General features: G+C 72.0%; 22 protein-coding genes. 8 read left to right on the forward strand and 14 right to left on the reverse strand.

Annotated features, from left to right (window positions below; genetic code table 11):
* The first annotated feature begins 56 nt into the window (after nt 1-56).
* Genes tkt through pgl form a run of 5 tightly spaced genes read left to right on the forward strand, consistent with a single transcriptional unit; the run spans nt 57 to nt 6,654 of the window.
* Nucleotides 57-2,159: a transketolase gene (gene tkt / locus OG422_RS06770; protein WP_405740832.1), complete on the forward strand. Its 2,103-nt coding sequence runs from the start codon at nt 57-59 to the stop codon at nt 2,157-2,159.
* A 35-nt stretch (nt 2,160-2,194) separates the two neighbouring features.
* Entirely contained in the window at nt 2,195-3,313 is a 1,119-nt protein-coding gene (gene tal / locus OG422_RS06775) for a transaldolase (RefSeq protein ID WP_405740835.1), read from the forward strand.
* Between the two features lie 4 nt (nt 3,314-3,317).
* Entirely contained in the window at nt 3,318-4,850 is a 1,533-nt protein-coding gene (zwf, locus tag OG422_RS06780; protein ID WP_143939866.1) for a glucose-6-phosphate dehydrogenase, read from the forward strand.
* Nucleotides 4,847-5,875 carry a glucose-6-phosphate dehydrogenase assembly protein OpcA gene (gene opcA, locus OG422_RS06785; protein WP_143939865.1) on the forward strand — a complete coding sequence of 343 codons (1,029 nt, stop codon included), beginning with the start codon at nt 4,847-4,849 and terminating at the stop codon, nt 5,873-5,875. Before zwf ends, opcA begins: the two co-directional genes overlap by 4 nt.
* The gene (pgl, locus tag OG422_RS06790; RefSeq protein WP_405740840.1) at nt 5,872-6,654 is read left to right on the forward strand and encodes a 6-phosphogluconolactonase; all 783 of its coding nucleotides are present in this window, start codon (nt 5,872-5,874) and stop codon (nt 6,652-6,654) included. The genes opcA and pgl overlap by 4 nt, the downstream gene beginning before the upstream one ends.
* Nucleotides 6,655-6,777: 123 nt before the next feature.
* Here the strand turns inward: pgl and pgi are convergent, their stop codons facing one another.
* The 12 genes from pgi to OG422_RS06850 all read right to left on the reverse strand — a co-directional run bounded on the left by pgi (nt 6,778) and on the right by OG422_RS06850 (nt 19,642).
* Nucleotides 6,778-8,466 (reverse strand): glucose-6-phosphate isomerase, encoded by a 1,689-nt coding sequence (gene pgi / locus OG422_RS06795; RefSeq protein WP_405747667.1) that lies wholly within the window; start codon nt 8,464-8,466, stop codon nt 6,778-6,780.
* Nucleotides 8,467-8,674: 208 nt separating this feature from the next.
* Nucleotides 8,675-9,010, reverse strand: coding sequence for an RNA polymerase-binding protein RbpA (locus OG422_RS06800; protein ID WP_078653942.1), 336 nt, complete (start codon nt 9,008-9,010; stop codon nt 8,675-8,677).
* 156 nt (nt 9,011-9,166) lie between these two features.
* Entirely contained in the window at nt 9,167-9,403 is a 237-nt protein-coding gene (gene secG / locus OG422_RS06805) for a preprotein translocase subunit SecG (protein ID WP_143939863.1), read from the reverse strand.
* 158 nt (nt 9,404-9,561) lie between these two features.
* Nucleotides 9,562-10,338: a triose-phosphate isomerase gene (gene tpiA, locus OG422_RS06810; RefSeq protein WP_384589410.1), complete on the reverse strand. Its 777-nt coding sequence runs from the start codon at nt 10,336-10,338 to the stop codon at nt 9,562-9,564.
* A 6-nt stretch (nt 10,339-10,344) separates the two neighbouring features.
* Nucleotides 10,345-11,556 (reverse strand): phosphoglycerate kinase, encoded by a 1,212-nt coding sequence (locus tag OG422_RS06815; protein ID WP_405740845.1) that lies wholly within the window; start codon nt 11,554-11,556, stop codon nt 10,345-10,347.
* Nucleotides 11,557-11,696: 140 nt separating this feature from the next.
* Nucleotides 11,697-12,701 carry a type I glyceraldehyde-3-phosphate dehydrogenase gene (gap, locus tag OG422_RS06820; RefSeq protein ID WP_405740848.1) on the reverse strand — a complete coding sequence of 335 codons (1,005 nt, stop codon included), beginning with the start codon at nt 12,699-12,701 and terminating at the stop codon, nt 11,697-11,699.
* Nucleotides 12,702-12,929: 228 nt separating this feature from the next.
* The gene (gene whiA, locus OG422_RS06825) at nt 12,930-13,919 is read right to left on the reverse strand and encodes a DNA-binding protein WhiA (protein WP_030282946.1); all 990 of its coding nucleotides are present in this window, start codon (nt 13,917-13,919) and stop codon (nt 12,930-12,932) included.
* Nucleotides 13,910-14,965: a uridine diphosphate-N-acetylglucosamine-binding protein YvcK gene (yvcK, locus tag OG422_RS06830; protein WP_405740851.1), complete on the reverse strand. Its 1,056-nt coding sequence runs from the start codon at nt 14,963-14,965 to the stop codon at nt 13,910-13,912. Before yvcK ends, whiA begins: the two co-directional genes overlap by 10 nt.
* Nucleotides 14,962-15,924 (reverse strand): RNase adapter RapZ, encoded by a 963-nt coding sequence (rapZ, locus tag OG422_RS06835; RefSeq protein ID WP_251076400.1) that lies wholly within the window; start codon nt 15,922-15,924, stop codon nt 14,962-14,964. The genes yvcK and rapZ overlap by 4 nt, the downstream gene beginning before the upstream one ends.
* On the reverse strand, nt 15,921-18,005 hold the full coding sequence (gene uvrC / locus OG422_RS06840; RefSeq protein WP_405740855.1) for an excinuclease ABC subunit UvrC: 2,085 nt from the start codon (nt 18,003-18,005) through the stop codon (nt 15,921-15,923). The genes rapZ and uvrC overlap by 4 nt, the downstream gene beginning before the upstream one ends.
* Nucleotides 18,006-18,180: 175 nt before the next feature.
* Complete coding sequence (locus tag OG422_RS06845; protein WP_405740858.1) at nt 18,181-19,026, reverse strand: hypothetical protein; 846 nt, start codon at nt 19,024-19,026, stop codon at nt 18,181-18,183.
* A 4-nt stretch (nt 19,027-19,030) separates the two neighbouring features.
* Nucleotides 19,031-19,642: a papain-like cysteine protease family protein gene (locus OG422_RS06850; protein ID WP_143939856.1), complete on the reverse strand. Its 612-nt coding sequence runs from the start codon at nt 19,640-19,642 to the stop codon at nt 19,031-19,033.
* A gap of 237 nt (nt 19,643-19,879) precedes the next feature.
* Here OG422_RS06850 and OG422_RS06855 point away from each other — a divergent pair, with 237 nt between their 5' ends.
* Nucleotides 19,880-20,818, forward strand: a complete 939-nt coding sequence (locus tag OG422_RS06855; protein ID WP_405740861.1) for a hypothetical protein — start codon at nt 19,880-19,882, stop codon at nt 20,816-20,818.
* A 173-nt stretch (nt 20,819-20,991) separates the two neighbouring features.
* Here OG422_RS06855 and OG422_RS06860 read toward each other — a convergent pair whose 3' ends face one another.
* Both OG422_RS06860 and OG422_RS06865 read right to left on the reverse strand, forming a co-directional pair.
* Entirely contained in the window at nt 20,992-21,399 is a 408-nt protein-coding gene (locus OG422_RS06860) for a Rieske (2Fe-2S) protein (RefSeq protein WP_143939854.1), read from the reverse strand.
* Between the two features lie 84 nt (nt 21,400-21,483).
* On the reverse strand, nt 21,484-22,491 hold the full coding sequence (locus tag OG422_RS06865; RefSeq protein WP_405740864.1) for a zinc-dependent alcohol dehydrogenase family protein: 1,008 nt from the start codon (nt 22,489-22,491) through the stop codon (nt 21,484-21,486).
* 362 nt (nt 22,492-22,853) lie between these two features.
* On the opposite strand from OG422_RS06865, the gene OG422_RS06870 reads away from it, so the two are divergent.
* Nucleotides 22,854-23,930 carry a LacI family DNA-binding transcriptional regulator gene (locus OG422_RS06870; protein WP_405740867.1) on the forward strand — a complete coding sequence of 359 codons (1,077 nt, stop codon included), beginning with the start codon at nt 22,854-22,856 and terminating at the stop codon, nt 23,928-23,930.
* On the forward strand, nt 23,927-24,892 hold the full coding sequence (locus OG422_RS06875) for a carbohydrate kinase (RefSeq protein ID WP_405740870.1): 966 nt from the start codon (nt 23,927-23,929) through the stop codon (nt 24,890-24,892). Before OG422_RS06870 ends, OG422_RS06875 begins: the two co-directional genes overlap by 4 nt.
* Nucleotides 24,893-24,952 lie beyond the last annotated feature (60 nt).

Here is a 24,952-nt window from a genome sequence, read left to right on the forward strand (position 1 = left end):
CCTGGCGGACATACCGTCCGCGGCATTCGACATGTGGAGAGGAGCCCTGACTCAGGGTGAGCACCAAGCCGACCACCACAGACATCGAGTGGACCGATCTGGACCAGCGGGCCGTCGATACCGTCCGCGTCCTGGCCATGGATTCCGTGCAGAAGGTCGGAAACGGCCATCCTGGTACGGCCATGAGCCTGGCTCCGGCCGCCTACCTTCTCTTCCAGAAGCTGATGCGGCACGACCCGGCCGACGCGGAGTGGACCGGCCGCGACCGGTTCGTCCTCTCCGCCGGCCACTCCAGCCTGACGCTCTACATCCAGCTCTTCCTCGCCGGGTACGGCCTGGAGCTGGACGACCTGAAGGCGTTCCGCACCTGGGGCTCCAAGACTCCGGGCCACCCGGAGTACGGCCACACCACCGGCGTCGAGACCACCACCGGTCCGCTGGGCCAGGGCGTCGCCAACGCCGTCGGCATGGCGATGGCCGCCCGCTACGAGCGCGGTCTGTTCGACCCGGAGGCCCCCGCGGGCGCCTCCCCGTTCGACCACACCATCTGGGTCATCGCCGGTGACGGCTGCCTCCAGGAGGGCATCTCCGCCGAGGCGTCCTCCCTCGCGGGCCACCAGAAGCTCGGCAACCTCGTCCTCCTCTGGGACGACAACCACATCTCGATCGAGGGCGACACGGAGACCGCGGTCTCCGAGGACACCCTCAAGCGGTACGAGGCGTACGGCTGGCACGTCCAGCGCGTCGAGCAGCTGCCCAACGGCGACCTGGACCCGGTCGGTCTGGCCCGCGCGCTGGAGGCCGCCAAGGCCGAGACCGGGCGCCCGTCGTTCATCGCGGCCCGTTCGATCATCGCCTGGCCCGCGCCGAACGCGCAGAACACCGAGGCCGCGCACGGCTCGGCCCTGGGCCCCGACGAGATCGCCGCCACCAAGCGCGTGCTGGGCTTCGACCCGGAGCAGTCCTTCGAGGTCACCCCCGAGGTCCTGGCCCACACCCGCGAGGCGCTGGACCGCGGCCGCGACGCCCGCGCCGAGTGGGAGAAGGCGTTCGCCGCCTGGCGGACCGCCAACCCCGAGCGCGCCGCCGAGTTCGACCGCATCGCCGCGGGCGAGCTGCCGGCCGGCTGGGAGGACCACCTCCCGGCGTTCGAGACCGGCAAGGCGGTCGCCACCCGCGCCGCCTCCGGCAAGGTGCTGGCCGCGCTGGGCGGCGTCCTGCCCGAGCTGTGGGGCGGCTCCGCCGACCTCGCCGGGTCCAACAACACCACGATCGACAAGACGTCGTCGTTCCTGCCGGTGGGCAACCCGCTGCCGGGCGCCGACCCGTACGGCCGCACGATCCACTACGGCATCCGCGAGCACTCCATGGCCGCGGAGATGAACGGCATCGCGCTGCACGGCAACACCCGCATCTACGGCGGCACCTTCCTGGTGTTCTCCGACTACATGCGCAACGCCGTCCGGCTCTCCGCGCTGATGCACCTGCCGGTGACGTACGTGTGGACGCACGACTCCATCGGTCTGGGCGAGGACGGCCCGACCCACCAGCCGGTCGAGCACCTGGCCTCGCTGCGCGCCATCCCGGGCCTGAACATCGTGCGTCCGGCCGACGCCAACGAGACCGTCATCGCGTGGCGCGAGATCATGAAGCGCTACACGAAGGAGTTCGGCGTCGGCGCCCCGCACGGCCTCGCGCTGACCCGTCAGGGCGTGCCGACGTACGAGGCGAACGACGAGGCGGCCAAGGGCGGTTACGTCCTCTTCGACGCCGAGGGTCCCTCCGGTGCGGCCGCGGAGCCGCAGGTCGTGCTGATCGGCACCGGTTCCGAGGTGCAGCTCGCCGTCGAGGCGCGCGAGCAGCTGCAGGCCGCGGGCGTCCCGGCGCGCGTCGTGTCGATGCCCTGCGTCGAGTGGTTCGAGGAGCAGGACCAGGAGTACCGCGACAGCGTGCTGCCGCCGTCCGTCAAGGCACGGGTCGCCGTCGAGGCGGGCATCGGTCTGACCTGGCACCGCTACGTCGGCGACGCCGGGCGGATCGTGTCGCTGGAGCACTTCGGCGCCTCGGCCGACGCGAAGGTCCTCTTCCGCGAGTTCGGCTTCACCGCCGACGCGGTGACGGCCGCCGCCCGGGAATCGCTCGAAGCCGCCGCGCGCTGACGCCGGTACACGAACCAGTAGGAGATGCAATCCCCATGACAGACGCACTCAAGCGCCTCTCCGATGAAGGCGTCGCGATCTGGCTGGACGACCTGTCGCGCCAGCGCATCACGTCCGGCAACCTCGCCGAGCTGATCGACCAGCAGCACGTCGTCGGTGTCACCACCAACCCGTCGATCTTCCAGAAGGCGATCTCGGACGGCCACGGCTACGACCAGCAGGTCTCCGACCTCGCCGCGCGCAAGGTCACCGTCGAGGAAGCCATCCGCATGATCACGACGGCGGACGTCCGGGACGCCGCCGACATCCTGCGGCCGGTCTTCGACGCCACCGACGGCCAGGACGGCCGGGTCTCCATCGAGGTCGACCCGCGCCTGGCGCACCACACCACGCCCACCGTCGCCGAGGCGAAGCAGCTGGCGTGGCTGGTGGACCGCCCCAACACCCTCATCAAGATCCCGGCCACCAAGGCGGGCCTGCCGGCGATCACCGAGGTCATCGCCAAGGGCATCAGCGTCAACGTCACGCTGATCTTCTCGCTGGAGCGCTACCGCGACGTGATGGACGCCTACCTGGCGGGCCTGGAGAAGGCGAAGGCCGCGGGCCTGGACCTCTCGCAGATCCACTCGGTGGCGTCGTTCTTCGTCTCCCGCGTCGACTCCGAGATCGACAAGCGGCTGGAGAACATCGGCACGGACGAGGCCAAGGCCCTCAAGGGCAAGGCCGCGCTGGCCAACGCGCGCCTGGCCTACGAGGCGTACGAGGAGGTCTTCTCCTCGGAGCGCTGGGCCGCCCTGGACAAGGCGCAGGCCAACAAGCAGCGTCCGCTGTGGGCCTCGACCGGCGTCAAGGACCCGGCGTACAAGGACACCCTCTACGTCGACGAGCTGGTCGCCCCGGGCACGGTCAACACCATGCCGGAGGCCACCCTCCAGGCGACCGGTGACCACGGGCAGATCACCGGCGACACCGTCCGCGGGACGTACGAGCAGGCCCGTGCGGACCTCGCCGCCATCGCGACGCTCGGGATCTCGTACGACGAGGTCGTGCAGCTCCTGGAGGACGAGGGCGTGGAGAAGTTCGAGGCTTCCTGGAACGACCTGCTCAAGTCCACCGAGGCGGAGCTCAAGCGCCTCGCTCCTTCGGAGGGCTGACACCTTGACCGCAGTTCATGGAGCGAACCCGCTTCGTGACGCCGCGGACCGACGGCTCCCGCGTATCGCGGGGCCGTCGGGCCTGGTCATCTTCGGCGTCACGGGCGATCTGTCGCGCAAAAAGCTGATGCCGGCGGTGTACGACCTCGCCAACCGCGGTCTGCTCCCGCCCGGCTTCTCCCTCATCGGCTTCGCCCGCCGCGAATGGCAGGACGAGGACTTCGCGCAGGTGGTGCACGACGCCGTCAAGCAGCACGCGCGTACGCCGTTCCGCGAGGAGGTCTGGCAGCAGCTCATCCAGGGGATGCGCTTCGTCCAGGGCAACTTCGACGACGACACGGCGTTCGAGACGCTGAAGGCGACGATGGAGGAGCTGGACAAGGCGCAGGGCACGGGCGGCAACTTCGCCTTCTACCTGTCCGTGCCGCCCAAGTTCTTCCCCACGGTCGTCAAGCAGCTCAAGAACCACGGGCTCGCCGACCCGAAGGACGGCTCGTGGCGCCGCGCGGTCATCGAGAAGCCCTTCGGCCACGACCTCAAGAGCGCCCAGGAGCTGAACCAGGTCGTCCACGAGGTCTTCCCGCCCGAGGCGGTCTTCCGCATCGACCACTACCTCGGCAAGGAGACGGTCCAGAACATCCTGGCGCTCCGCTTCGCCAACACGATGTTCGAGCCGCTGTGGAACCGCTCGTACGTCGACCACGTACAGATCACGATGGCCGAGGACATCGGCATCGGTGGCCGGGCCGGTTATTACGACGGCATCGGTGCGGCGCGTGACGTCATCCAGAACCACCTGCTCCAGCTGCTCGCGCTGACCGCCATGGAGGAGCCGTCCTCCTTCGACGCGGACGCGCTGGTCGCGGAGAAGACCAAGGTGCTGGGCGCCGTGCGGCTCCCCGCCGACCTCGGCAAGGAGACGGTGCGCGCGCAGTACACCGCCGGGTGGCAGGGCGGCGAGCAGGCCGTCGGCTATCTCCAGGAAGACGGCATCGACCCCAAGTCGACGACCGATACCTACGCCGCGATCAAGCTGGAGGTGGACAACCGCCGCTGGGCGGGCGTCCCCTTCTACCTGCGCACCGGCAAGCGCCTGGGCCGCCGGGTCACCGAGATCGCGCTGGTCTTCCAGCGGGCGCCGCACTCCCCCTTCGACCACACCGCCACGGAGGAGCTGGGCCAGAACGCCCTGGTCATCCGGGTGCAGCCGGACGAGGGCGTGACCGTGCGCTTCGGCTCGAAGGTCCCCGGCACCTCGATGGAGGTGCGGGACGTCTCCATGGACTTCGCGTACGGCGAGTCGTTCACGGAGTCGAGCCCCGAGGCGTACGAGCGGCTCATCCTCGATGTGCTGCTGGGCGACGCCAACCTCTTCCCGCGGCTGGAGGAGGTCGAGCAGTCCTGGCGGATCCTCGACCCGATCGAGGAGTACTGGGACCGCCACGGCAAACCGGCGCGGTACCCGGCCGGTACCTGGGGCCCCACCGAGGCGGACGAGATGCTCGCACGAGACGGACGGAGCTGGCGTCGCCCATGAAGATCGACCTGTCGGAAACCACGGCCAGCAAGATCAACAAGGCGCTGGTGCAGGGCCGCCGCGCCGTCGGCACGCCGGCCGTCGGCATGGTGCTCACCCTCGTCATCGTCACCGACGAGGAGAACGCCTACGACGCCCTGAAGGCGGCCAACGAGGCGTCCCGCGAGCACCCGTCGCGGACCCTGGTGGTCATCAAGCGGGTCAGCCGCACGCCGCGCGACCGCGCCAAGGCACGGCTGGACGCCGAGGTCCGGGTCGGCGCGGACGCCGGTACGGGTGAGACGGTCGTGCTGCGGCTGTACGGCGAGGCGATCGACCACGCCCAGTCGGTGGTGCTGCCGCTGCTGCTGCCGGACGCGCCCGTCGTCGTGTGGTGGGCGGTCAACGGCCCGCTGGACCCGGCGAAGGACCCGCTCGGCGCGCTGGCCCAGCGCCGGGTCACCGACGCCTACGCCTCCGAGCAGCCCATCCAGCAGCTGACCGACCGCGCCGCCACCTACACGCCCGGCGACACGGACCTGTCCTGGAGCCGCATCACGCCGTGGCGCTCGATGCTCGCGGCGGCGCTGGACCAGATGCCGTGCGAGGTCACCTCCGCCGTGGTGGAGGGCGAGGAGTTCAACCCCAGCTGCGAACTGCTGGGCATGTGGCTCGCCAGTCGGCTGGACGTCCCCGTCGAGCGCACGGTGTCGTCCGGTCCGGGCCTGACCGCGGTGCGGCTGGAGACGAGCTGCGGGCCGATCGTGCTGGACCGGCCGGACGGTTCGCTGGCCACCCTGTCGATGCAGGGCCAGCCCGACCGTGCGGTGGCGCTCAAGCGGCGGGAGACCTCCGAGCTGCTCGCCGAGGAGCTGCGCCGCCTCGACCCGGACGACACCTTCGCCGCCGCGCTGAAGTACGGCGTGGACCGGCTGGGCGAGGCGGCGCGGACGACCGCGCCGGAGGCGCCCGCGAAGGACGGCGGGGAGGCGGCGGCGAAGCCCGCGCCGAAGAAGGCCGCGGCGAAGAAGGCGGCCGCCAAGTGAGCGCGCCGCAGGTCGTCGTCCACCGCGACAAGGAGCTGATGGCGCAGGCCGCGGCGGCCCGGCTGATCACGAAGATCGTGGACGCCCAGGCCGCCCGGGGCTCCGCCTCCGTGGTGCTGACCGGCGGACGCAACGGCAACGGGCTGCTCGCGGCCCTCGCCGAGGCGCCCGCCCGGGACGCCCTGGACTGGTCCCGGCTCGACCTGTGGTGGGGCGACGAACGGTTCCTGCCGGACGGCGACCCGGAGCGCAACGAGACGCAGGCCCGCGCGGCGCTGCTCGACTCCGTCCCGCTGGATCCGGCGCGGGTCCACGCCATGGCCCCGGCCGGTGGCCCGTACGGCAACGACGCGGACGCCGCGGCCGAGGCGTACGCCGCCGAACTGGCCGCCGCCGCAGGCCCGGAGGATCACGGCCCGGTGCCGTCGTTCGACGTCCTGCTGCTGGGCGTCGGCCCGGACACCCATGTCGCCTCCCTCTTCCCGGAGCTGCCGGGGGTGCGGGAGGACGAGCGGACGGTGGTCGGGGTGCACGGCGCACCGAAGCCGCCGCCCACCCGCGTCTCGCTGACGCTGCCCGCGATCCGCGCGGCGCGCGAGGTGTGGCTGCTGGCCGCCGGTGCGGACAAGGCGCAGGCCGCGGCCATCGCGCTCTCCGGCGCCGGGGAGATCCAGGCCCCGGCCGCCGGTGCACGGGGCCGCAGCCGCACCCTGTGGCTGCTGGACGAGGCGGCAGCCTCCCAGCTGCCCCGCGACCTCTACCCGCCGGCCTCCGCCTGACGCACGGCACGCACAAGGGCTCCCGCACCCCTTCCGGTGCGGGAGCCCTTCGTCGTACGGCCGCCGGGCGGGGGCGGCCAGGGGCGGACGGCGCGGGGATGGCGCGCCGCCCGCCGACCCGGCTCAACGGCCGCGCAGCTCGCGGTACTTGGTGACCAGGGCGGCCGTCGACGCGTCCAGGCCCGGCACCTCGGCGCCGTCCGTGAGCGCCGGTTCGACCCGCCTGGCGAGGACCTTGCCCAGCTCCACGCCCCACTGATCGAAGGAGTCGATGTTCCACACCGCGCCCTGGACGAACACCTTGTGCTCGTAGAGGGCGATCAGCTGGCCCAGCACGGACGGGGACAGCTCGGTGGCGAGGATGGTGGTGGTGGGGTGGTTGCCGCGGAACGTCCGGTGCGGCACCAGCTCCTCGGCGACGCCCTCGGCGCGCACCTCGTCCGGCGTCTTCCCGAAGGCCAGCGCCTGGCCCTGGGCGAAGAGGTTGGCCATCAGCAGATCGTGCTGGGCGACGAGCCGGGGCTCCAGATCGTCGACCGGCCGGGCGAAGCCGATGAGGTCCGCCGGGATCATCTTCGTTCCCTGGTGGAGCAGCTGGTAGTAGGCGTGCTGACCGTTGGTGCCTGGCGTGCCCCAGACGACGGGCCCGGTCTGCCAGCGCACCGGACGGCCCTCGCGGTCCACCGACTTGCCGTTCGACTCCATGTCGAGCTGCTGGAGATAGGCGGTGAACTTCGAGAGGTAGTGGCTGTACGGCAGGACGGCGTGCGACTGGGCGTCGAAGAAGTTGCCGTACCAGATGCCGAGCAGGCCCAGCAGCAGCGGGGCGTTCTCCTCGGCGGGGGCGGTACGGAAGTGCTCGTCGACGAGGTGGAACCCGGCCAGCATCTCCCGGAAGTGCTCCGGGCCGATGGCGATCATCAGCGACAGGCCGATCGCCGAGTCGTAGGAGTAGCGGCCGCCGACCCAGTCCCAGAACTCGAACATGTTGACCGTGTCGATGCCGAACGCGGCGACCTTCTCGGCGTTGGTGGAGAGCGCCACGAAGTGCTTGGCGACGGCCTCTCCCCCGCTCTCGGCCCCGCTCGAACGGGAGGTGCCCCCCTCGGCGCCGAGACCGTCGAGCAGCCAGGCGCGCGCCGCGGTGGCGTTGGTGATCGTCTCGATGGTGGTGAAGGTCTTCGAGGCGATGACGAACAGCGTCTCGGCCGGGTCCAGATCGCGCAGCGCCTCGTGCAGATCCGCGCCGTCGACGTTGGAGACGAAGCGGAACTCCAGGTCGCGGTGGGTGTAGGCGCGCAGCGCCTCGTACGCCATGGCGGGGCCGAGGTCGGAGCCGCCGATGCCGATGTTGACGACCGCCTTGATGCGGCGGCCGGTGTGGCCCGTCCAGTCGCCGGAGCGGACCCGGTCGGCGAAGGTCGCCATCTTAGTGAGGACGGCGTGGACGGCGGGGACGACGTTCTGCCCGTCGGCCTCGATCAGCGCGGAGCCGGGGGCGCGCAGCGCGGTGTGCAGCACCGAGCGGCCCTCGGTGACGTTGATCTTCTCGCCGCGGAACATCGCGTCCCGCAGCCCGGTCACGCCCGTCGCCGCGGCCAGCTCCCGGAGGAGCAGCAGCGTCTCTTCGGTGATCAGATGCTTGGAGTAGTCGATGTGCAGGTCGCCCACCCGGATGGTGTAGCGCCCGGCGCGCTCCGGCTCCTGGGCGAACAGATCGCGCAGCTGGGGTTCGCCCAGCTGTGCGCGGTGTGCGCCCAGCGCCGTCCACTCAGGCATCTGATCGAGCCTGCTGCGGCCTTCTGCGTTCATCTCGGACATCAGCCTTCTTCGTCTCGTACCGGCCCCGCCGCCCTCCAATTTAGTTGATCAGCGCGCGATATGAGGGGTCTGTCCGCTGTCGGCACACGGGCGGCCGTACGGCGCCCCGCACCGCGCCGCCCGGCGCCGGGAACGCCAACGGCCCGGCCGGGAAGGGATGTTCCCTCCCGGCCGGGCCGGTCGCACAGGCGGCGTGGCGTCAGATCTCGCCGCGGAGCTTGGCCAGCGCCTCGGCGAGAATCGCCTCGCCGTCGGCGTCGCTGCGGCGCTCGCGCACATACGCGAGGTGGGTCTTGTACGGCTCGGTGCGCGGCGGGTCGGGCGGGCTGTCCCGGTCCTTGCCCGCCGGGAAACCACAGCGCTGGCAGTCCCAGGTGTCAGGAACCTGCGCGTCACCGGCGAAGCTGGGCTGCGTCTCGTGCCCGTTGGCGCACCAGAAGGAGATCCGGGTACGCGGCGCGGATTCGCCGCGCTCGGCCTCCCCCATCGGCCCCGCCCCGACCCGGCTTCCTCGGATCGCGTTGCCACTTGCCACGGTCGTAACTCCCTGCGTAATGGTGCTGCACAGCATCGCGCGGCAGCTGCGCTGCGGGCGCTCCGGTCTATGAAAGGCCCAACGCGCGCCCCGTGACGGGAGTTACCGCCCGATCCAGGACGCCGCCCCATGATAGGCCGCGCCCCCGACGGTATGTCAGCTGCCGAGCTTCATCAGGACACCGAGCACGACGATGCAGGCGAACCACAGGAGGCCCAACACGATGGTGATGCGGTCGAGGTTCCGCTCGGCGACGGAGGAGCCGCCGACGGAGGACTGCATACCGCCACCGAACATGTCGGACAGGCCGCCGCCCTTCCCCTTGTGCATGAGCACCAGCATCATCAGCAGCAGGCTGAAGACGATGAGGGCGACCGAGAACCCGATGACCACGGCTGGACCAACTCTCTAGGACTGACGGACGGTGTCGAGGGCGCCGGTACGGGCCGCGGCACCACCACGACGGGCGATATCGTGCGGGGCCGGACCGCGCGCTGAGCGCCGGACCGGCCCCGACAGGGTACGACGGGCCGGGCCCGTCGTCATAGCTGCTACTGGTCGCGGAAGCGGACGATCTTCACGAACTCCTCGGAGTCCAGCGCCGCGCCGCCGACCAGCGCGCCGTCGACATCGGGCTGCGCCATGATCGCCGCGACGTTGCCGGACTTGACGGAACCGCCGTACTGGATGCGGACCTTGTCCGCCAGCTCCTGGCTGTACAGCTCGGCGAGGCGGCCGCGGATCGCACCGCAGACCTCCTGCGCGTCCTCGGGCGTGGCGACCTCGCCGGTGCCGATGGCCCAGACGGGCTCGTAGGCGATCACGATGGTCTCGGCCTGCTCGGCCGGGACGTCCTTGAGGGCGCCGTCGACCTGGGCGAGGGTGTGCGCGACCTGGTTTCCGGCCTTGCGGACGTCCAGGCCCTCACCGACGCAGAGGATCGGGGTGAGGCCGTGCTTGTACGCGGCCTTGACCTTGGCGTTGCAGATCTCCTCGTTCTCGCCGTGGTACTGGCGGCGCTCGCTGTGGCCGATCGCCACGTACGTGCACTTGAGCTTGGCGAGCATGGCGCCGGAGATCTCACCGGTGTAGGCGCCGGAGTCCTGCGCGGAGACGTCCTGGGCGCCGTACTTGATCTTCAGCTTGTCGCCGTCGACCAGGGTCTGCACCGAGCGGAGGTCGGTGAAGGGCGGCAGGACCGCGACCTCGACAGCGTCGTAGTCCTTGTCGGTGAGCGCGAAGGCGAGCTTCTGGACGTGGGCGATGGCCTCCAGGTGGTTGAGGTTCATCTTCCAGTTGCCCGCCATCAGCGGGGTACGAGCAGTCACGGTGGTTCAGTCCTCCAGAGCGGCGAGGCCGGGGAGCGTCTTGCCTTCGAGGTATTCGAGGCTGGCGCCGCCGCCGGTCGAAATGTGGCCAAAAGCATTCTCGTCGAAGCCGAGCTGACGGACCGCGGCGGCGCTGTCGCCACCGCCGACGACCGTGAAGGCGGACGAGTCCAGCAGTCCCTGCGCGACGGCCTGGGTGCCGCCCGCGTAATCGGGGTGTTCGAAGACGCCCATCGGGCCGTTCCAGAAGATGGTGGCCGCGTCGGCGAGCTTCGAGGCGTACAGCTCGCGGGTGCGGGGGCCGATGTCCAGGCCCTCCTGGTCCGCGGGGATGGCGTCGGCGGCGACCGTCTGCGGGTGCGCCGGGGCCTTGGTCTTCAGGTCGGGGAAGTCCGCGGAGACCAGCACGTCGACGGGGAGCACGAACTCCACGCCCTTGGCCGCGGCCCGTTCCAGGTACTCCTGGACGGCCGGGATCTGGTCCTTCTGCAGCAGCGAGATACCGACCTCGTGGCCCTGGGCGGCCAGGAAGGTGTACGCCATGCCGCCGCCGACGAGGATGCGGTCGGCGCGCTCCAGCAGGTGGTCGATGACGCCGAGCTTGTCGGAGACCTTCGCGCCGCCGAGCACCACGGCGTAGGGGCGCGCGACGTCCTCGGTGAGGCGCTTGAGGACGGCGACCTCGGTGGCGATCAGATCGCCCACGGCGTGCGGGAGGCGCGCGGGGAGGTCGTAGACGGAGGCGTGCTTGCGGTGCACGGCGCCGAAACCGTCGCCGACGTAGAGGTCGGCCAGCTCCGCCAGCCGGTCCGCGAAGGCGCCGCGCTCCGCGTCGTCCTTGCTGGTCTCGCCGGGGTTGAAGCGCAGGTTCTCCAGCACGGCGACCTCGCCGTCGCCCAGCGCGGCAACGGTGGCGCGGGCGGAGTCGCCGACCGTGTCGGAGGCGAAGGCGACATCGCGGCCCAGCAGCTCGCTGAGGCGGGCGGCGGCGGGGGCCAGCGAGAAGGCCGGGTCCGGGGCGCCCTTGGGGCGGCCCAGGTGCGAGGCGACGATGACCTTGGCGCCGTTCTGGGCGAGCTTGGCGATCGTCGGCTGGACGGCGCGGATGCGGCCGTCGTCGGTGATGGTCGCGCCGTCGAGCGGCACGTTCAGGTCGGCGCGGACGAACACCCGCTTGCCCCCGACCCCGTCGGCGATGAGTTCGTCGATCGTCTTCATTGAGGAATGACTCCGTTGCATCAGATCAGCCATGGCTCGGGGCTCGTACGACGCGTCGTCGCGTCGTACGAGCCCCGACCGTACATCTCGGTGCGTGGGCGCCCATGGCACGGGGCACCCGCCGGCTCAGCCGGTGGAGATCAGAGCTTGCCGCCGACGAAGGTGGTCAGGTCCACCAGGCGGTTGGAGTAGCCCCACTCGTTGTCGTACCAGCCGATGACCTTGACGCTCTTGCCCTGGACCATGGTCAGGGAGGAGTCGAAGGTGCAGGACGCCGGCCAGTTGACGATGTCCGAGGAGACGATCGCGTCCTCGGTGTACTCCAGGATGCCCTTGAGCTGGCCCTCGGACGCCTTCTGGAAGGCGGCGTTGACCTCGTCCTTGGTGACCTCGCGCTCCAGCTCGACGACGAGGTCGGTGACGGAGCCGGTGGGGACCGGCACGCGCATGGCGATGCCGTCCAGCTTGCCGGCCAGCTCCGGGATCACCAGCGCGGTGGCCTTGGCGGCGCCGGTGGTGGTCGGGATGATGTTCTCCGCGGCAGCGCGGGCGCGGCGCAGGTCCTTGTGCGGGAAGTCGAGGATGCGCTGGTCGTTGGTGTAGGCGTGGACCGTGGTCATCAGGCCCTTGACGATGCCGAAGTTCTCCAGGAGAACCTTGGCCATCGGCGCCACACAGTTGGTGGTGCAGGAGGCGTTCGAGATGACGTGGTGCGCGGCCGGGTCGTACCGGTCCTGGTTGACGCCCATGACGACGGTGATGTCCTCGTCCTTGGCGGGCGCGGAGATCAGGACCTTCTTGGCGCCGGCGGCGAGGTGCTTGGCGGCGTCGGCCTTCTTGGTGAAGATGCCGGTGGACTCGACGACGATGTCGGCGCCCAGCTCAGCCCACGGGAGGTTGGCGGGGTCGCGCTCCGCCATGGTCTTGAACGTCTGGTTGCCGACCGTGATCGTGTCGTCGGTGTGGCTGACGTCCTGCTTGAGGCGGCCCAGGATGGTGTCGTACTTCAGCAGGTGGACCAGGGTGGCGTTGTCGGTCAGGTCGTTGACACCGACGATCTCGATGTCCGCACCCTGCTCCAGGAGCGCGCGGAAGTAGTTGCGACCAATGCGGCCGAATCCGTTGATGCCTACGCGGATCGTCACGAAACCGATCTCCTCGTTGGTGCGCCGGCAGCGATACCGGCGAGCTGTATGGGATGTCCCCGACCGACTTCGACCCTACCCCCAATGCGAGACATACGTGACATTGACATCGACCGCCACCGCACACTCACGCCTGGACACGAAAAGCCCCCGGCATCACCTGGGATACCGGGGGCAAACCGCTTCTGACCTGCGACGGAACGGGATTCTGCGGGTTTTGTGAAGGGGTCAGCCGACCATGCCGTCGGCCAGCTCCTCGGTGAGATTCGACTCGGTGCCGGGGATACCGAGGTCCTGTGCGCGCTTGTCGGCCATCGCCAGCAGACGGCGGATCCGGCCGGCCACCGCGTCCTTGGTGAGCGGGGGGTCGGCGAGGGCACCCAGCTCCTCCAGGGACGCCTGCTTGTGCTCCATCCGCAGCCGTCCGGCCGCCGCGAGGTGCTCGGGGACCTCCTCGCCGAGGATCTCCAGGGCCCGCTGGACCCGGGCTCCGGCGGCGACCGCGGCGCGGGCCGAGCGGCGGAGGTTGGCGTCGTCGAAGTTGGCGAGGCGGTTGGCGGTGGCCCGCACCTCGCGGCGCATCCGGCGCTCCTCCCACGCCAGCACCGATTCATGGGCGCCGAGCCGGGTCAGCAGGGCGCCGATCGCGTCGCCGTCCCGGACGACGACGCGGTCCACGCCGCGGACCTCGCGCGCCTTGGCGCCGATGCCCAGCCGCCGGGCCGCGCCGACCAGCGCGAGCGCCGCCTCGGGGCCGGGGCAGGTGACCTCCAGCGACGAGGAACGGCCCGGCTCCGTCAGCGAACCGTGGGCGAGGAAGGCGCCGCGCCAGGCCGCCTCGGCGTCACAGGTCGCGCCGGACACCACCTGCGGGGGCAGCCCGCGGATCGGGCGGCCGCGGCCGTCGACCAGGCCGGTCTGGCGGGCCAGCTGGTCACCGCCCGCCACCACCCGTACGACGTACCGGCTGCCGCGCCGCAGCCCGCCGGGGGCCATCACCACCAGGTCGGAGGAGTGCCCGAAGATCTCCAGGATGTCCTTGCGGAGCCGCCGGGCCGCGATGCCGGTGTCCAGCTCCGCCTCGATCACGATGCGCCCGCTCACCAGGTGCAGACCGCCCGCGAACCGCAGGATCGACGAGACCTCCGACTTCCGGCAGCAGGTCCGGGTGACGGGGAGCCGGGAGATTTCATCCTTCACCGCTGCCGTCATCGCCATGGGCCGATCCTTCCATGCATCCGAAAAATACGGTCGTACGCGGCGGCCAGCAGCTCGGGGTCGTGCCGGTCCGGGGCGCCGCCCGCCGGGCGGGCGGCGTCGCCCTGGGCGGCGACCTCGGCCAGCTCGACCTCGCTGCCGACGAGCTGCTTGGCGGCAGTCGTCAGACCTTCGATGTCGGGCACGGCGTCCCGGTCGGCCAGCACCACGTCGAAGGCGAGTTTAGGGGCGTGTCGGGCCAAAACCTCCAAATGACGCTGCGGGGAGAAGCCATCGGTTTCGCCGGGTTGCGGTGCGAGGTTGAGCGAGAGGACCTTGCGCGCCTTGGTCTCCTTCAGCGCCTCGCGCAGCTCCGGCACCAGCAGATGCGGGATGACGGAGGAGAACCACGAGCCCGGCCCCAGCACCACCCAGTCGGCGTCGCGCACCGCGGCGACCACCTCCGGGACGGCGGGCGGGGCCTCGGGCACGACGTGGACGGACTGCACCTCGCCGCGGGTGAGCGCGACGGTGGCCTGCCCGCGGACGGTCGTGATCTCCTCGGGCCGCTCCTCGTCGTGGCCGCGGACCTGGGCCTGCAGCTCCAGGGGGACCGCGGACATGGGCAGCACCCGGCCGTGCGCGCCGAGCAGCTTGCCGACCAGGTCGAGCGCCTGGACGTGATCGCCCAGCTGTTCCCACAGGGCGACGATGAGGAGGTTGCCGACGGCGTGGTCGTGCAGCTCGCCGCCGCTCTGGAAGCGGTGCTGGATGACGCGCGCCCAGGTCTGGCCCCAGTCGTCGTCCCCGCACAGCGCGGCCAGCGCCTTGCGCAGATCACCAGGGGGCAGCACGCCCAGCTCGTCGCGGAGGCGGCCGCTGGAGCCGCCGTCGTCGGCGACGGTGACGACGGCCGTCAGATCGCCGGTGATCCGGCGCAGCGCGGCCAGCGAGGCGGACAGGCCCATGCCGCCGCCGAGCGCCACCACCTTGGGCGTGCCCTTGTGCGGGCGGGCGCCGGGGACCAGCTTGCGGACCCGGCGCAGCCGCAGGGCGCGGCCGGTCACTCGCGCCCCATGTCGCGGTGGACGGTGACGGTTTCCACCCCTTCGCCCACGAGCCGCCGGGCGAGCTTCTCGGACATCGCCACGGAGCGGTGCTTGCCGCCCGTACAGCCGACGGCGATGGTGACGTAGCGCTTGCCCTCGCGGCGGTAGCCCTCGGCGACGATGCGGAGCAGGTCGGCGTAGCCGTCGAGGAACTCCTTGGTGCCGGGCTGGTCGAAGACGTAGTCGGAGACCTCTTCGCTCAGACCGGTGAAGGGGCGCAGCTCGGGGACCCAGTGCGGGTTGGGGATGAAACGGCAGTCGATGACCATGTCGGCGTCGACCGGCAGGCCGTACTTGAAGCCGAAGGACATGACCGTGGCGCGCAGCTCGGGAACCTCCTCACCGGCGAACTGGGCGTCCATCTTGGCGCGCAGCTCGTGGACGTTGAGGCTGGAGGTGTCGATCACGAGGTCGGCGTCGCCGCGCAGTTCGCGCAGCAGGTCGCGTTCGGCGGCGATGCCGTCGACGATCCGGCCGTCGCCCTGGAGGGGGTGCGGGCGGCGTACCGATTCGAAGCGGCGGACCAGCGCCTCGTCGGAAGATTCCAGGAACACGATGCGGCGCTTGACGTTCTGGGCGTCGAGCGTGGCGAGGGATTCCTTGAGGTTGTCGAAGAAGCGGCGGCCGCGGACGTCGACGACGACGGCGATCTTGGCGACGTTCCCCTGGGAACGGGCGCCGAGGTCGACCATCGGGGGGATCAGCTCGGGCGGAATGTTGTCGACGACGAACCAGCCGAGGTCCTCCAGGCATTTGGCCGCGGTGGAACGGCCGGCGCCGGACATGCCGGAGATGATCACCAGCTCGGGGATGGCGGCGCTCTCTCCCTGGTCGGACTCGCGCATCGTGCCCGTACTCACCTGTACACCGTCTTTCTCGGATGTCGCGGTTTCGTGCGTGTGGTGCGGTGTGCTCATCTGTCCCGCCCCCGTTCCGATGACAACGCGGCCGGAGCGGCCCCGTCATCCTCAATGATCTCTCCTGTGGCGGTGTTCACGGCGGGTCCGGCGGGTGTCGCACCGGCCAGGGAGGCGAGCACCGATTCGGCGGTCTTCCGGCCGACGCCGGGGACCTCGCAGAGCTCATCGACCGTGGCCGCCCGGAGCTTCTTGAGCGACCCGAAGTGCTTGAGCAGCGCCTGACGACGGCTCTCGCCCAGCCCGGCCACGGCGTCCAGCGGCGAGGACTTCAGCCGTTTGCCGCGCTTGGTGCGCTGATAGCGGATGGCGAAGCGGTGAGCCTCGTCGCGGACGCGCTGGAGGAGGTAGAGCCCTTCGCTGGAGCGCGGCAGGACGACCGGGTCGTCCTCCTCGGGCAGCCAGACCTCTTCCAGGCGCTTGGCCAGACCGCAGACGGCGACGTCGTCGATGCCCAGCTCGTCCAGGGCGCGGCGGGCGGCGGCGACCTGCGGGGCGCCGCCGTCGACGACGACGAGCTGCGGCGGGTAGGCGAACCGCTTGGGGCGGCCCTCCTCGTCCGTGGGGTGCCCGGCCATCGGGTCCGGCTCCGGGGACGCCGCCTCGGCGCGCTCGGCGGCACCGGCCTCGCCGTCGCCGCCGGCGGGCGCGGCGGGCTCCTCCGTCCACTCCCCCGATTTCTGCTTTTCCTGGAGGTAGCGCTTGAAGCGGCGGCCGATGACCTCGTGCATGGAGCGGACGTCGTCCTGGCCCTCGAAGCCCTTGATCTGGAAGCGGCGGTACTCGCTCTTACGGGCGAGACCGTCCTCGAAGACCACCATGGACGCGACGACGTCATCGCCCTGGAGGTGGGAGATGTCGAAGCACTCGATGCGCAGCGGCACCGCGTCCAGGCCGAGGGCCTCGGCGATCTCCTCCAGGGCGCGGGAGCGGGTGGTCAGGTCGGAGGCGCGCTTGGTCTTGTGGAGCGCCAGGGCCTGCTGGGCGTTGCGGCCGACGGTGGCCATCAGGTCCTTCTTGTCGCCGCGCTGCGGGATGCGCAGCGAGACCTGGGAGCCGCGGCGCTCGGAGAGCCACTGCTGGACCGGCTCGACGAGCTCGGGCAGCGCGGGGACCAGCACCTCCTTGGGGACCGCGTCGCCGCGCTCCTCGCCGTAGAGCTGCTGGAGGGCGTGCTCGACGAGACCGGCGGTGGTGACGGCCTCGACCTTGTCGGTGACCCAGCCGCGCTGGCCGCGGACCCGGCCGCCGCGGACGTGGAAGATCTGGACGGCGGCCTCCAGTTCGTCCTCGGCGACGGCGATGAGGTCGGCGTCGGTGGCGTCGGCGAGCACCACGGCGCTCTTCTCCATGGCCCGCTTGAGCGCCCCTATGTCGTCCCGCAGGCGGGCGGCGCGCTCGTACTCCATCTCCTCGGCGGCGTCCTGCATGGCGCGCTCCAGGCGGCGGAGGTAGGCGCCGGTGCGGCCGGCCATGAAGTCGCAGAAGTCCTCGGCGAGTTCGCGGTGCTCCTCGGGGGAGATACGGCCGACGCACGGCGCCGAGCACTTGCCGATGTAGCCGAGCAGACAGGGGCGGCCGATCTGCGCGGAGCGTTTGAAGACGCCCGCGGAGCAGGTGCGGACGGGGAAGACGCGGAGCATCAGGTCGACGGTCTCGCGGATGGCCCAGGCGTGGCCGTAGGGGCCGAAGTAGCGGACGCCCTTCTTCTTGGCGCCGCGCATCACCTGGACGCGGGGGAACTCCTCGTTGAGGGTCACCGCGAGATACGGATAGCTCTTGTCGTCGCGGTACTTGACGTTGAAACGCGGGTCGAATTCCTTGATCCAGCTGTATTCGAGCTGAAGGGCCTCGACCTCGGTGGAGACGACGGTCCACTCCACGGAGGCGGCGGTGGTGACCATCGTGCGGGTACGGGGGTGGAGACCGGCCAGGTCCTGGAAGTAGTTGGCCAGGCGCTGGCGCAGGCTCTTGGCCTTGCCGACGTAGATGACACGGCCGTGCTCGTCGCGGAACTTATAGACCCCCGGCGAGTCGGGGATCTGTCCCGGCTTGGGTCGGTAGCTGCTGGGGTCTGCCATGACCACCACCCTACTGACCGCCACTGACAATCCGCGGGCCCGTGCGGAGCGGGACGGGCCCGCGGTGACAGGGTCCGGGAGCGGGGGTCGCGGACCTGGTGTTCCCGGTCCATGGCCTCTACACGGGCCCGGGGCGGCCCGCCCGCCGCGGGGAGACGGACGGGCGGGCGCCCGGTCAGCGGCGGAGCAGGCGGCGGACCGCGGTGGTGCCGGTCAGGCCCAACGCGACCAGGGCGGCGGCAGCGGCGACGGCCGAGGCGGCGGCCACCGGGACGTCGCCGTCGGCCGAGGCGACGGCAGTGGCGGCCACGGGATGCTCGCCGGGGCCCGCGGCCCGCTTCGCCGCGGGGGCGCCGTAGCCGCCGGCCTCGCCGCGCCGGTCGTAGGCGGAGCCGGGGAGCTTGTCGCCGTACGCCTTCGCGACCCGTTCCCGGTAGGCGGCGACGGTGGTGCCACCGGGGCCGACGGCCTTGCGGGCCTCGGCGTCGAGCGGTCGGATGCGGTCGCCCTGCTGGACGTACCAGGCGTTGATCTGCGGTTCATGGAAGACGGTGCCCCCGGCGGCGAGGCGGGACCCGGCGGCGACGGCGCGGGTCTCATCGTCGCCGGTGGCGATGTTGACGACCTTCCAGGAGCCGCCGCGGCGGACCGTCCACACCGAGGCGGTGCGGCCGTCGGAGGCGACGGCCCTGGTGGCGAGGAACTCCAGTCCGGCCACGGGGGCGCCTGGCGTCCCGCGGACGAAGTCCGGGGACAGCCCGTAGACGGGGACGGTAGGGCTGTCGACGCGCGGGGTGGCCTGCGCCGGGGTCAGCGTCCCGTCGTGGGCGAAGAACCGGGCGAGGGTGGCGAGCGTTTCGGGCCCGGCGGCGGCACGGTGGGCGGCGGCGACGCTCGCGCGGGGCGGCGCCTCCGGGGCCGCGGGGTGCCCGGCGGCCGAGGCCCCCTGGGCGGCGAGGCCGATGAGCGAGGTGGCGAGCGCGCCGGTGGCGACGGCCCGGACGGCGGTGCGCCGTGTCATGACCTCAGGCTCCTATCCGGTAGAGGGAGTGGGTCCAGGAGAAGTCGTTTCCGTTGACGTAGTAGCCGTAATCGCCCCAGTTGTAGCGATTGTTGGACGGCCAGGGATCGCCCCAGCGCACCCAGCCGCGATCGGCGTCGTACCCGTAGAGGACATGCATGTGGCCGCCGCCGGAGGCCCATTGGATACGGGTCTCGACGGGGCGCCGGGCGTCGATCTCGCCGCGGACGGTGGCGTACGTGAGGTAGCCGCTGACGTACGAGCCGGGGTTGAGGCCCATCCAGTCGAAGGCGTTCTGCACGTTGCCCAGGGTGGCCTGGTCGTTGGGGCAGTCGGTGTTCTGGGGGCGCTGGAAGGCGGCGTTGCAGAACTGGTTCTGGCTGTAGCCGCGGCCGTACCAGGCGGCGATGGTGTTGCCGGAACCGGCCCAGCACCAGTTGCTGTTCTCCTGGGCCTGCATGGCGATGTCCAGGCTGTTCGCGGTGGCGTGCGGGGCGGACGTACGGGGTGCGGCGGGCGCCGCGGTGGCGGAGGCGGCAGGCAGGGCGGTCAGCGCGGCCACGGCGAGCGCGGCGGCCGACAGCCGTCTGCGGCGTACGGTGCGGGGGCGGGGCATGGCGTTCCTCCCGAACAGGACGGTGGGGTGTGGAGGAGCGCATCCGGATGCTGCGAAGGAGCATCGGGTGTTGTCGCAGGCAGGTCAACACGCTTCAATGCGGGGTGACATGGGGGTGTGGACGGACGGGCCCGGATGTGAACGACCGGTGCCCGGCGTACTGCAGTGAACTCGCGGGCAGGGCGCGCGCCGTGCGATCCGGTAGTGAACGTTCACCCGCGCGCCGGAGGTTGAGAGATGGCACGGAACACTCCCGAGGCGGCCGAGCTGACGCAATTGCTGAAGACCGGCCCCTTCCACCTGGCGTTGCGCAGCGCGCTGAGCGTCCGCGGCCTGGCCCTCAACCGGGTGCAGCACAAGCTGGCGCAGCGCGGCATCAAGGTGGGGGTGACGAGCCTCAGCTACTGGCAACAGGGCGCGCGACGCCCGCAGCGCCCCGAGTCGCTGCGGGCGGTGCGGGCCCTGGAGGAGGTGCTGGAGCTGCCGGAGCGGTCGCTGCACCGGTTGCTGGTGCCGGAGAGCGGCACCCGGACGGACGGCGACCGCCCGTCGGCGCGCTCGTACCGGGCGCTGGTGGAGCCCGCCGACGCGCTCCAGCAGCTCTTCACCGAGCTGGAGACGCCCGCCGACGACGGACTGCACACCGTGGGGCACCACGAGCGGGTGCGCATCGGTCCCCGGCGGGAGCTGAACGCACGCGAATCGGTCCAGGTGGTCCGGGCGCACCGGGACGGCGTGGACCGCTATGTGGCCATCCACCGCGGTGACGTGGGCTGCGATCCGTCCCGGGTGACGGTCCGGGCGGCGGAGAACTGCCGCCTGGGGCGGGTGCGCGGTGACGCCGAGGCAGGGGTGGTGGTCGCGGAGCTGCTGTTCGACACGCGGCTGCGCGCCGGGGACACGCATGTTTTCGGCTACGTCTTCGAGGACGGCACCGCCGGCCCCAGTGCCGAGTACTTCCGTGGCTTCCGCTTCGCCGGAGGTCAGTACGTCCTCCAGGTGCGCTTCGACGAGACGGCGCTCCCGGTGCGGTGCCGTCGCTTCACCCAGTCGTCGGCGGGCGCCCCGCGCGGCGGCCGCCAGGAGCTGACGCTGAGCGGCCGCCACCGCGCCGTGCACCTGGTGGAGCAGGGCGTACGGCCCGGGATCGTGGGGATCGTGTGGGACTGGGGGTGACGGGCGGCGAGGCGGGCCCGTAGCCCGTATCCGGTGCCCCGGGGCGCGTCGTGGGCGGCACGCGCCGGGGCGTGAGCCACCGGGCTGTGCGCCCCCAGCGGCCGGGGCGCGGGCGGTCGGCTCGCGCGCCCCCACGCCAGGGCCACACGCCCTCGCCCCAGGGCGCCCCGGTCTCAGCCCGCGATCAGCTTGCCACCCTTGTTCTTGATCGGGACCTCCGGCAGCGGCTTGGTGGCCGGGCCCTGGAGCACCTGGCCGTTGGTGACGTCGAAGCGGCTGCCGTGGCAGGAGCAGTCGCCCTCCTCCTTCGTCACCTCGGTGAGCACGCACCCGGCGTGGGTGCAGGTGGCGCTGAAGCACTTGAACGTGCCCTTGGACGGCTGCGAGACCACCAGCCGGTCCTCGCGGTAGAGCTTCGCACCGCCGACCGGGACCTCGGCGGCGGCCCCCAGCTCGACCGGCTCGGTGGGCACGCCGGAGTCCGGGCCCGAGCCGCCGGAGCACGCCGCCACCCCGAAGCCCGCGGCGCCCACCAGCGCGGCGCCACGCAGGACGGTTCGGCGGGCGGGTGGCTGGCTCATGGCTGCTCCAGAGGGGTCACGGGGTCGGCGTCTACCGGGGTCCGACCTTACCGGCACCCCCGCGCCGCCTCCCGCCCGGCCACATCAGGCGGACCCGGGCGCCAGGTGGATCTTGCGGCAGGTGCCCGCGCGGAAGCGGCGTACCGCCTCGTCGGCGTCGTCGAGCGGCAGGACGTCGCTGACCAGCGGGTCGAGGTCCAGTCCGGCGGCCAGCACATCGATGGCGGGCCGGAAGCTGTGGTGCACCGCCATCGAGCCGAGGATGTCGATCTCGTGGTGGTAGACGCGGTACGGCGAGAACGACGCGGTGCTGGCCGGGTCGGCGACGCCGAACTGGAGGAACGTGCCGCCGCGCCGCACCCGGCCGAGGCCGTCCTCGATGGCCGCGACGACGCCGGTGGCGTCGATGACCACCTCGAACCCGGGCGCGCGCCCCAGGGCACCCGCGTCGGTCACGGCCGCATCGACGCCGAACGACTCGGCGAAGGCCAGCCGGTCCGCGTTGACGTCCACCACCGACACCGAGGCGGCACCGGCGGTCCGGACGAGCGCGGCCATCATCAGGCCCATCGTTCCGGCGCCGTAGATCAGATAGTGCTCCCCGGGGCGGCGGGGCAGCCGGTTGAGGCCGTGCACCGCGCAGGACAGCGGTTCGACGAGCCCGGCGGCGGCCGCCGAGAGCCCGTCGGGCAGCGCGTACGCGCAGCTCGCGGGGACCGTGACCAGTTCGGCGAAGCCGCCGTCGCGGGTGACGCCGACCGCGCGGTAGTCGGCGCAGAGGTTGCCGCGGCCGATCCGGCAGTAATGGCAGCTGCCGCACGGCATGTTGGGGTCGACCGCGACCCGGGTGCCGACGGCCGGGGCGGTCACCCCCTCACCCCACGCGACGATCTCGCCGGTCAGTTCGTGCCCAGGGATCAACGGGTAGCGCGCTGCGGGCAGTTCGCCGTCGAGCAGATGCATGTCCGTACCGCACAGCCCGCAGGACGCGACGCGCACCAGTACCTCACCGGCCCCCGGACGGGGATCGGGCACCTCGGTGACGGCGATGCCGTCGAGGGTTCCCGGTTCGGTGACCACAAGAGCGCGCATCAGCGCCTCCTCACGACGTCGTGCGGGTTCGGTGTCCGGAAGGTAGCCCGCGCGTAAACGCTTGCGCAAGCGTTTACGCGTGGGGCCGGGGCGGCTACGGTGGGCGGGCGCACGGCCCCAACTCCCGTGCCAACGCCTCGTTTCCGCGGCGTACACCCTGGCTTCCACCGCACGCGACGACGGGCGACCGCACCGACCGGCCGGGGCCGTCCCGGCTTCGCACCCGGAGCCCGTCCGGAGCCGGACCCGTAAGGGGCGCCCGGGGCCCGGCCGCGCGCCCCCTCCGGTCCCGTACGGGACCGGCCGCACCAGGACCGCCGCGGCACCCGGCCGCGGCGCCGCACGCTCGGAAGGAAGAGCCGATGACGACGATGGTGGACGTGGCACGGCACGCGGGGGTCTCCGTCGCCACGGTGTCGCACGTCCTCAACGACACCCGCCCGGTGCGCGAGGCCACCCGCGCCGCGGTGCTCCGCGCCATCGACGCGCTCGGCTACACCCACAACACCCTGGCCCGTTCGCTGGTGACCTCGCGGACCCGCTCCATCGGGCTGGCGGTCTCCGCGATCAGCAATCCGTACTTCACCGAGATCCTCCAGGGCGTCGAGGCGGGCGCGCTGGCGGCGGGGTACGGCCTGTTGCTCGCCGATCCGCACGACGACCCCGGCCACGAACGGAAGGTCGTCCAGCTGCTGCACGAGCGGCGGGTCGACGGCCTGATCGTCGCGCCGTCCGCCGAACCGTCGGAGATGGTCGGCTATCTGGCCCGCCGGTCCGTGCCCACCGTCTTCCTGGACCGGCTGGTCGGCGACGGACACGATCAGGTGTGCGCGGACAACACGGCGTCCATGCGGCAACTCGTCGAACATCTCGCCGATCTGGGGCACACCCGCATCGGGCTGATCGCCGGGCTGCCCGGGCTGAGCACCACCACCGAACGCGTCGCGGGATACCGCGCGGGGCTGCGCTCGCGCGGGCTGCCCCACGACCCCGGGCTGCTGGCGGGCGGCAACTCCGAGGCGGCGGGCGCCGAGGCCGCCACCCATCAGGTGCTGGCCGCCGACCGACCACCGACCGCCCTGGTCACCGCCAACAACGCGATGACCATCGGTGCCCTGCGCGCCCTGGGCACCCGTGGTCTGCGGGTCCCGGACGACGTGGCGCTGGCCTGCTTCGACGACTTCTCCTGGGCCGATCTGTTCACCCCCCGGCTGACTGCCGTCGCCCAGCCCGGCAGGGAGATCGGGGCGACGGCGGTCCGGCTGCTGCTGGACCGGCTGGCCGGTCCGGACCGGGCGCCGCGCACGGTGCGCCTGCCGTGCACGCTGGTGCACCGCACCTCGTGCGGCTGCCCCGAACTCCCCCACGGCGCCGTCGCCGCCCGGCCGGGCGCGGCACCGCCGACCGGCCCGGCCACCGAGGAAAGGAACACCCCGTGATCGTTGTCGCCGGTGAGGCACTGATCGACCTCGTCCCCGGTCCGCGAGGCGGTCCCGCGGAGGACGGGCTGCCCGCGCTGCTGCCCCGGCGCGGCGGCGGCCCGTACAACACCGCCGTCGCCCTGGGACGCCTCGGCTCCACGGTCGGCTTCTGCTCGCGGATCTCCCGGGACGCGTTCGGGACCTCGCTCCTCGGCGGTCTGTACGCGGCCGGGGTGGACGCCATGCTGGTGCAGCGGGGCGACGAGCCGACGACGCTCGCCGTGGCGGACATCGGTCCCGACGGTTCGGCGGGCTACGGCTTCTACACCGGGGGCACCGCCGACCGCCTGTTCACCGTGCCGGACGCGCTGCCCCCGTCGGTGCGCGCGCTCTCCTTCGGCACCTGTTCGCTGGTGCTGGAGCCGGGCGCGACGGCGTACGAGACGCTGCTGCGCCGCGAGGCCGGGCGCGGGGTGTTCACCGCGCTGGACCCGAACATCCGGCCCGGTCTGATCCCCGATCCCGCCGCCTACCGCGCCCGGTTCCGCTCCTGGCTCCCGCACGTGACGCTGCTGAAGCTGTCGGAGGAGGACGCGGGGTGGCTCGCGGACGCCGGGCCGGAGCACGCGGACGGCGACGGGTCCTTGGAGTCCGCGGTCCTGGAGTGGCTGGCCGCCGGGCCCGCCGCGGTGGTGCTGACCCGTGGCGCCGACGGGCTGACGGTGTGGACGCGGGACGGCTCCGCGGTGTCGGTGCCCGGTGTGCGGGTCCCGGTGGTGGACACCATCGGCGCGGGCGACACCGTCAACGCGGCGCTGCTGCACCGGCTCGGCGTCCACGACGCGCTCTCGCGCCCGGCGGTGACCATGCTCGACGCGGGCGACTGGCGCGACATCCTCACCTTCGCGGCCCGCGCGGCCGCCTTCACCTGCGCCCGCGCGGGGGCACAGCCGCCGTGGGCGGCGGAGTTGGACGGGTAGGGCGTCGACCACGTGCGGCCTCGGCCGTACGGGGCGGCGGCGCGGCTCATGTGCCCGCTG

This window comes from Streptomyces sp. NBC_01525 (assembly GCF_045040405.1).
In the GTDB taxonomy this organism is placed as follows: Bacteria; Actinomycetota; Actinomycetes; order Streptomycetales; family Streptomycetaceae; genus Streptomyces; species Streptomyces benahoarensis.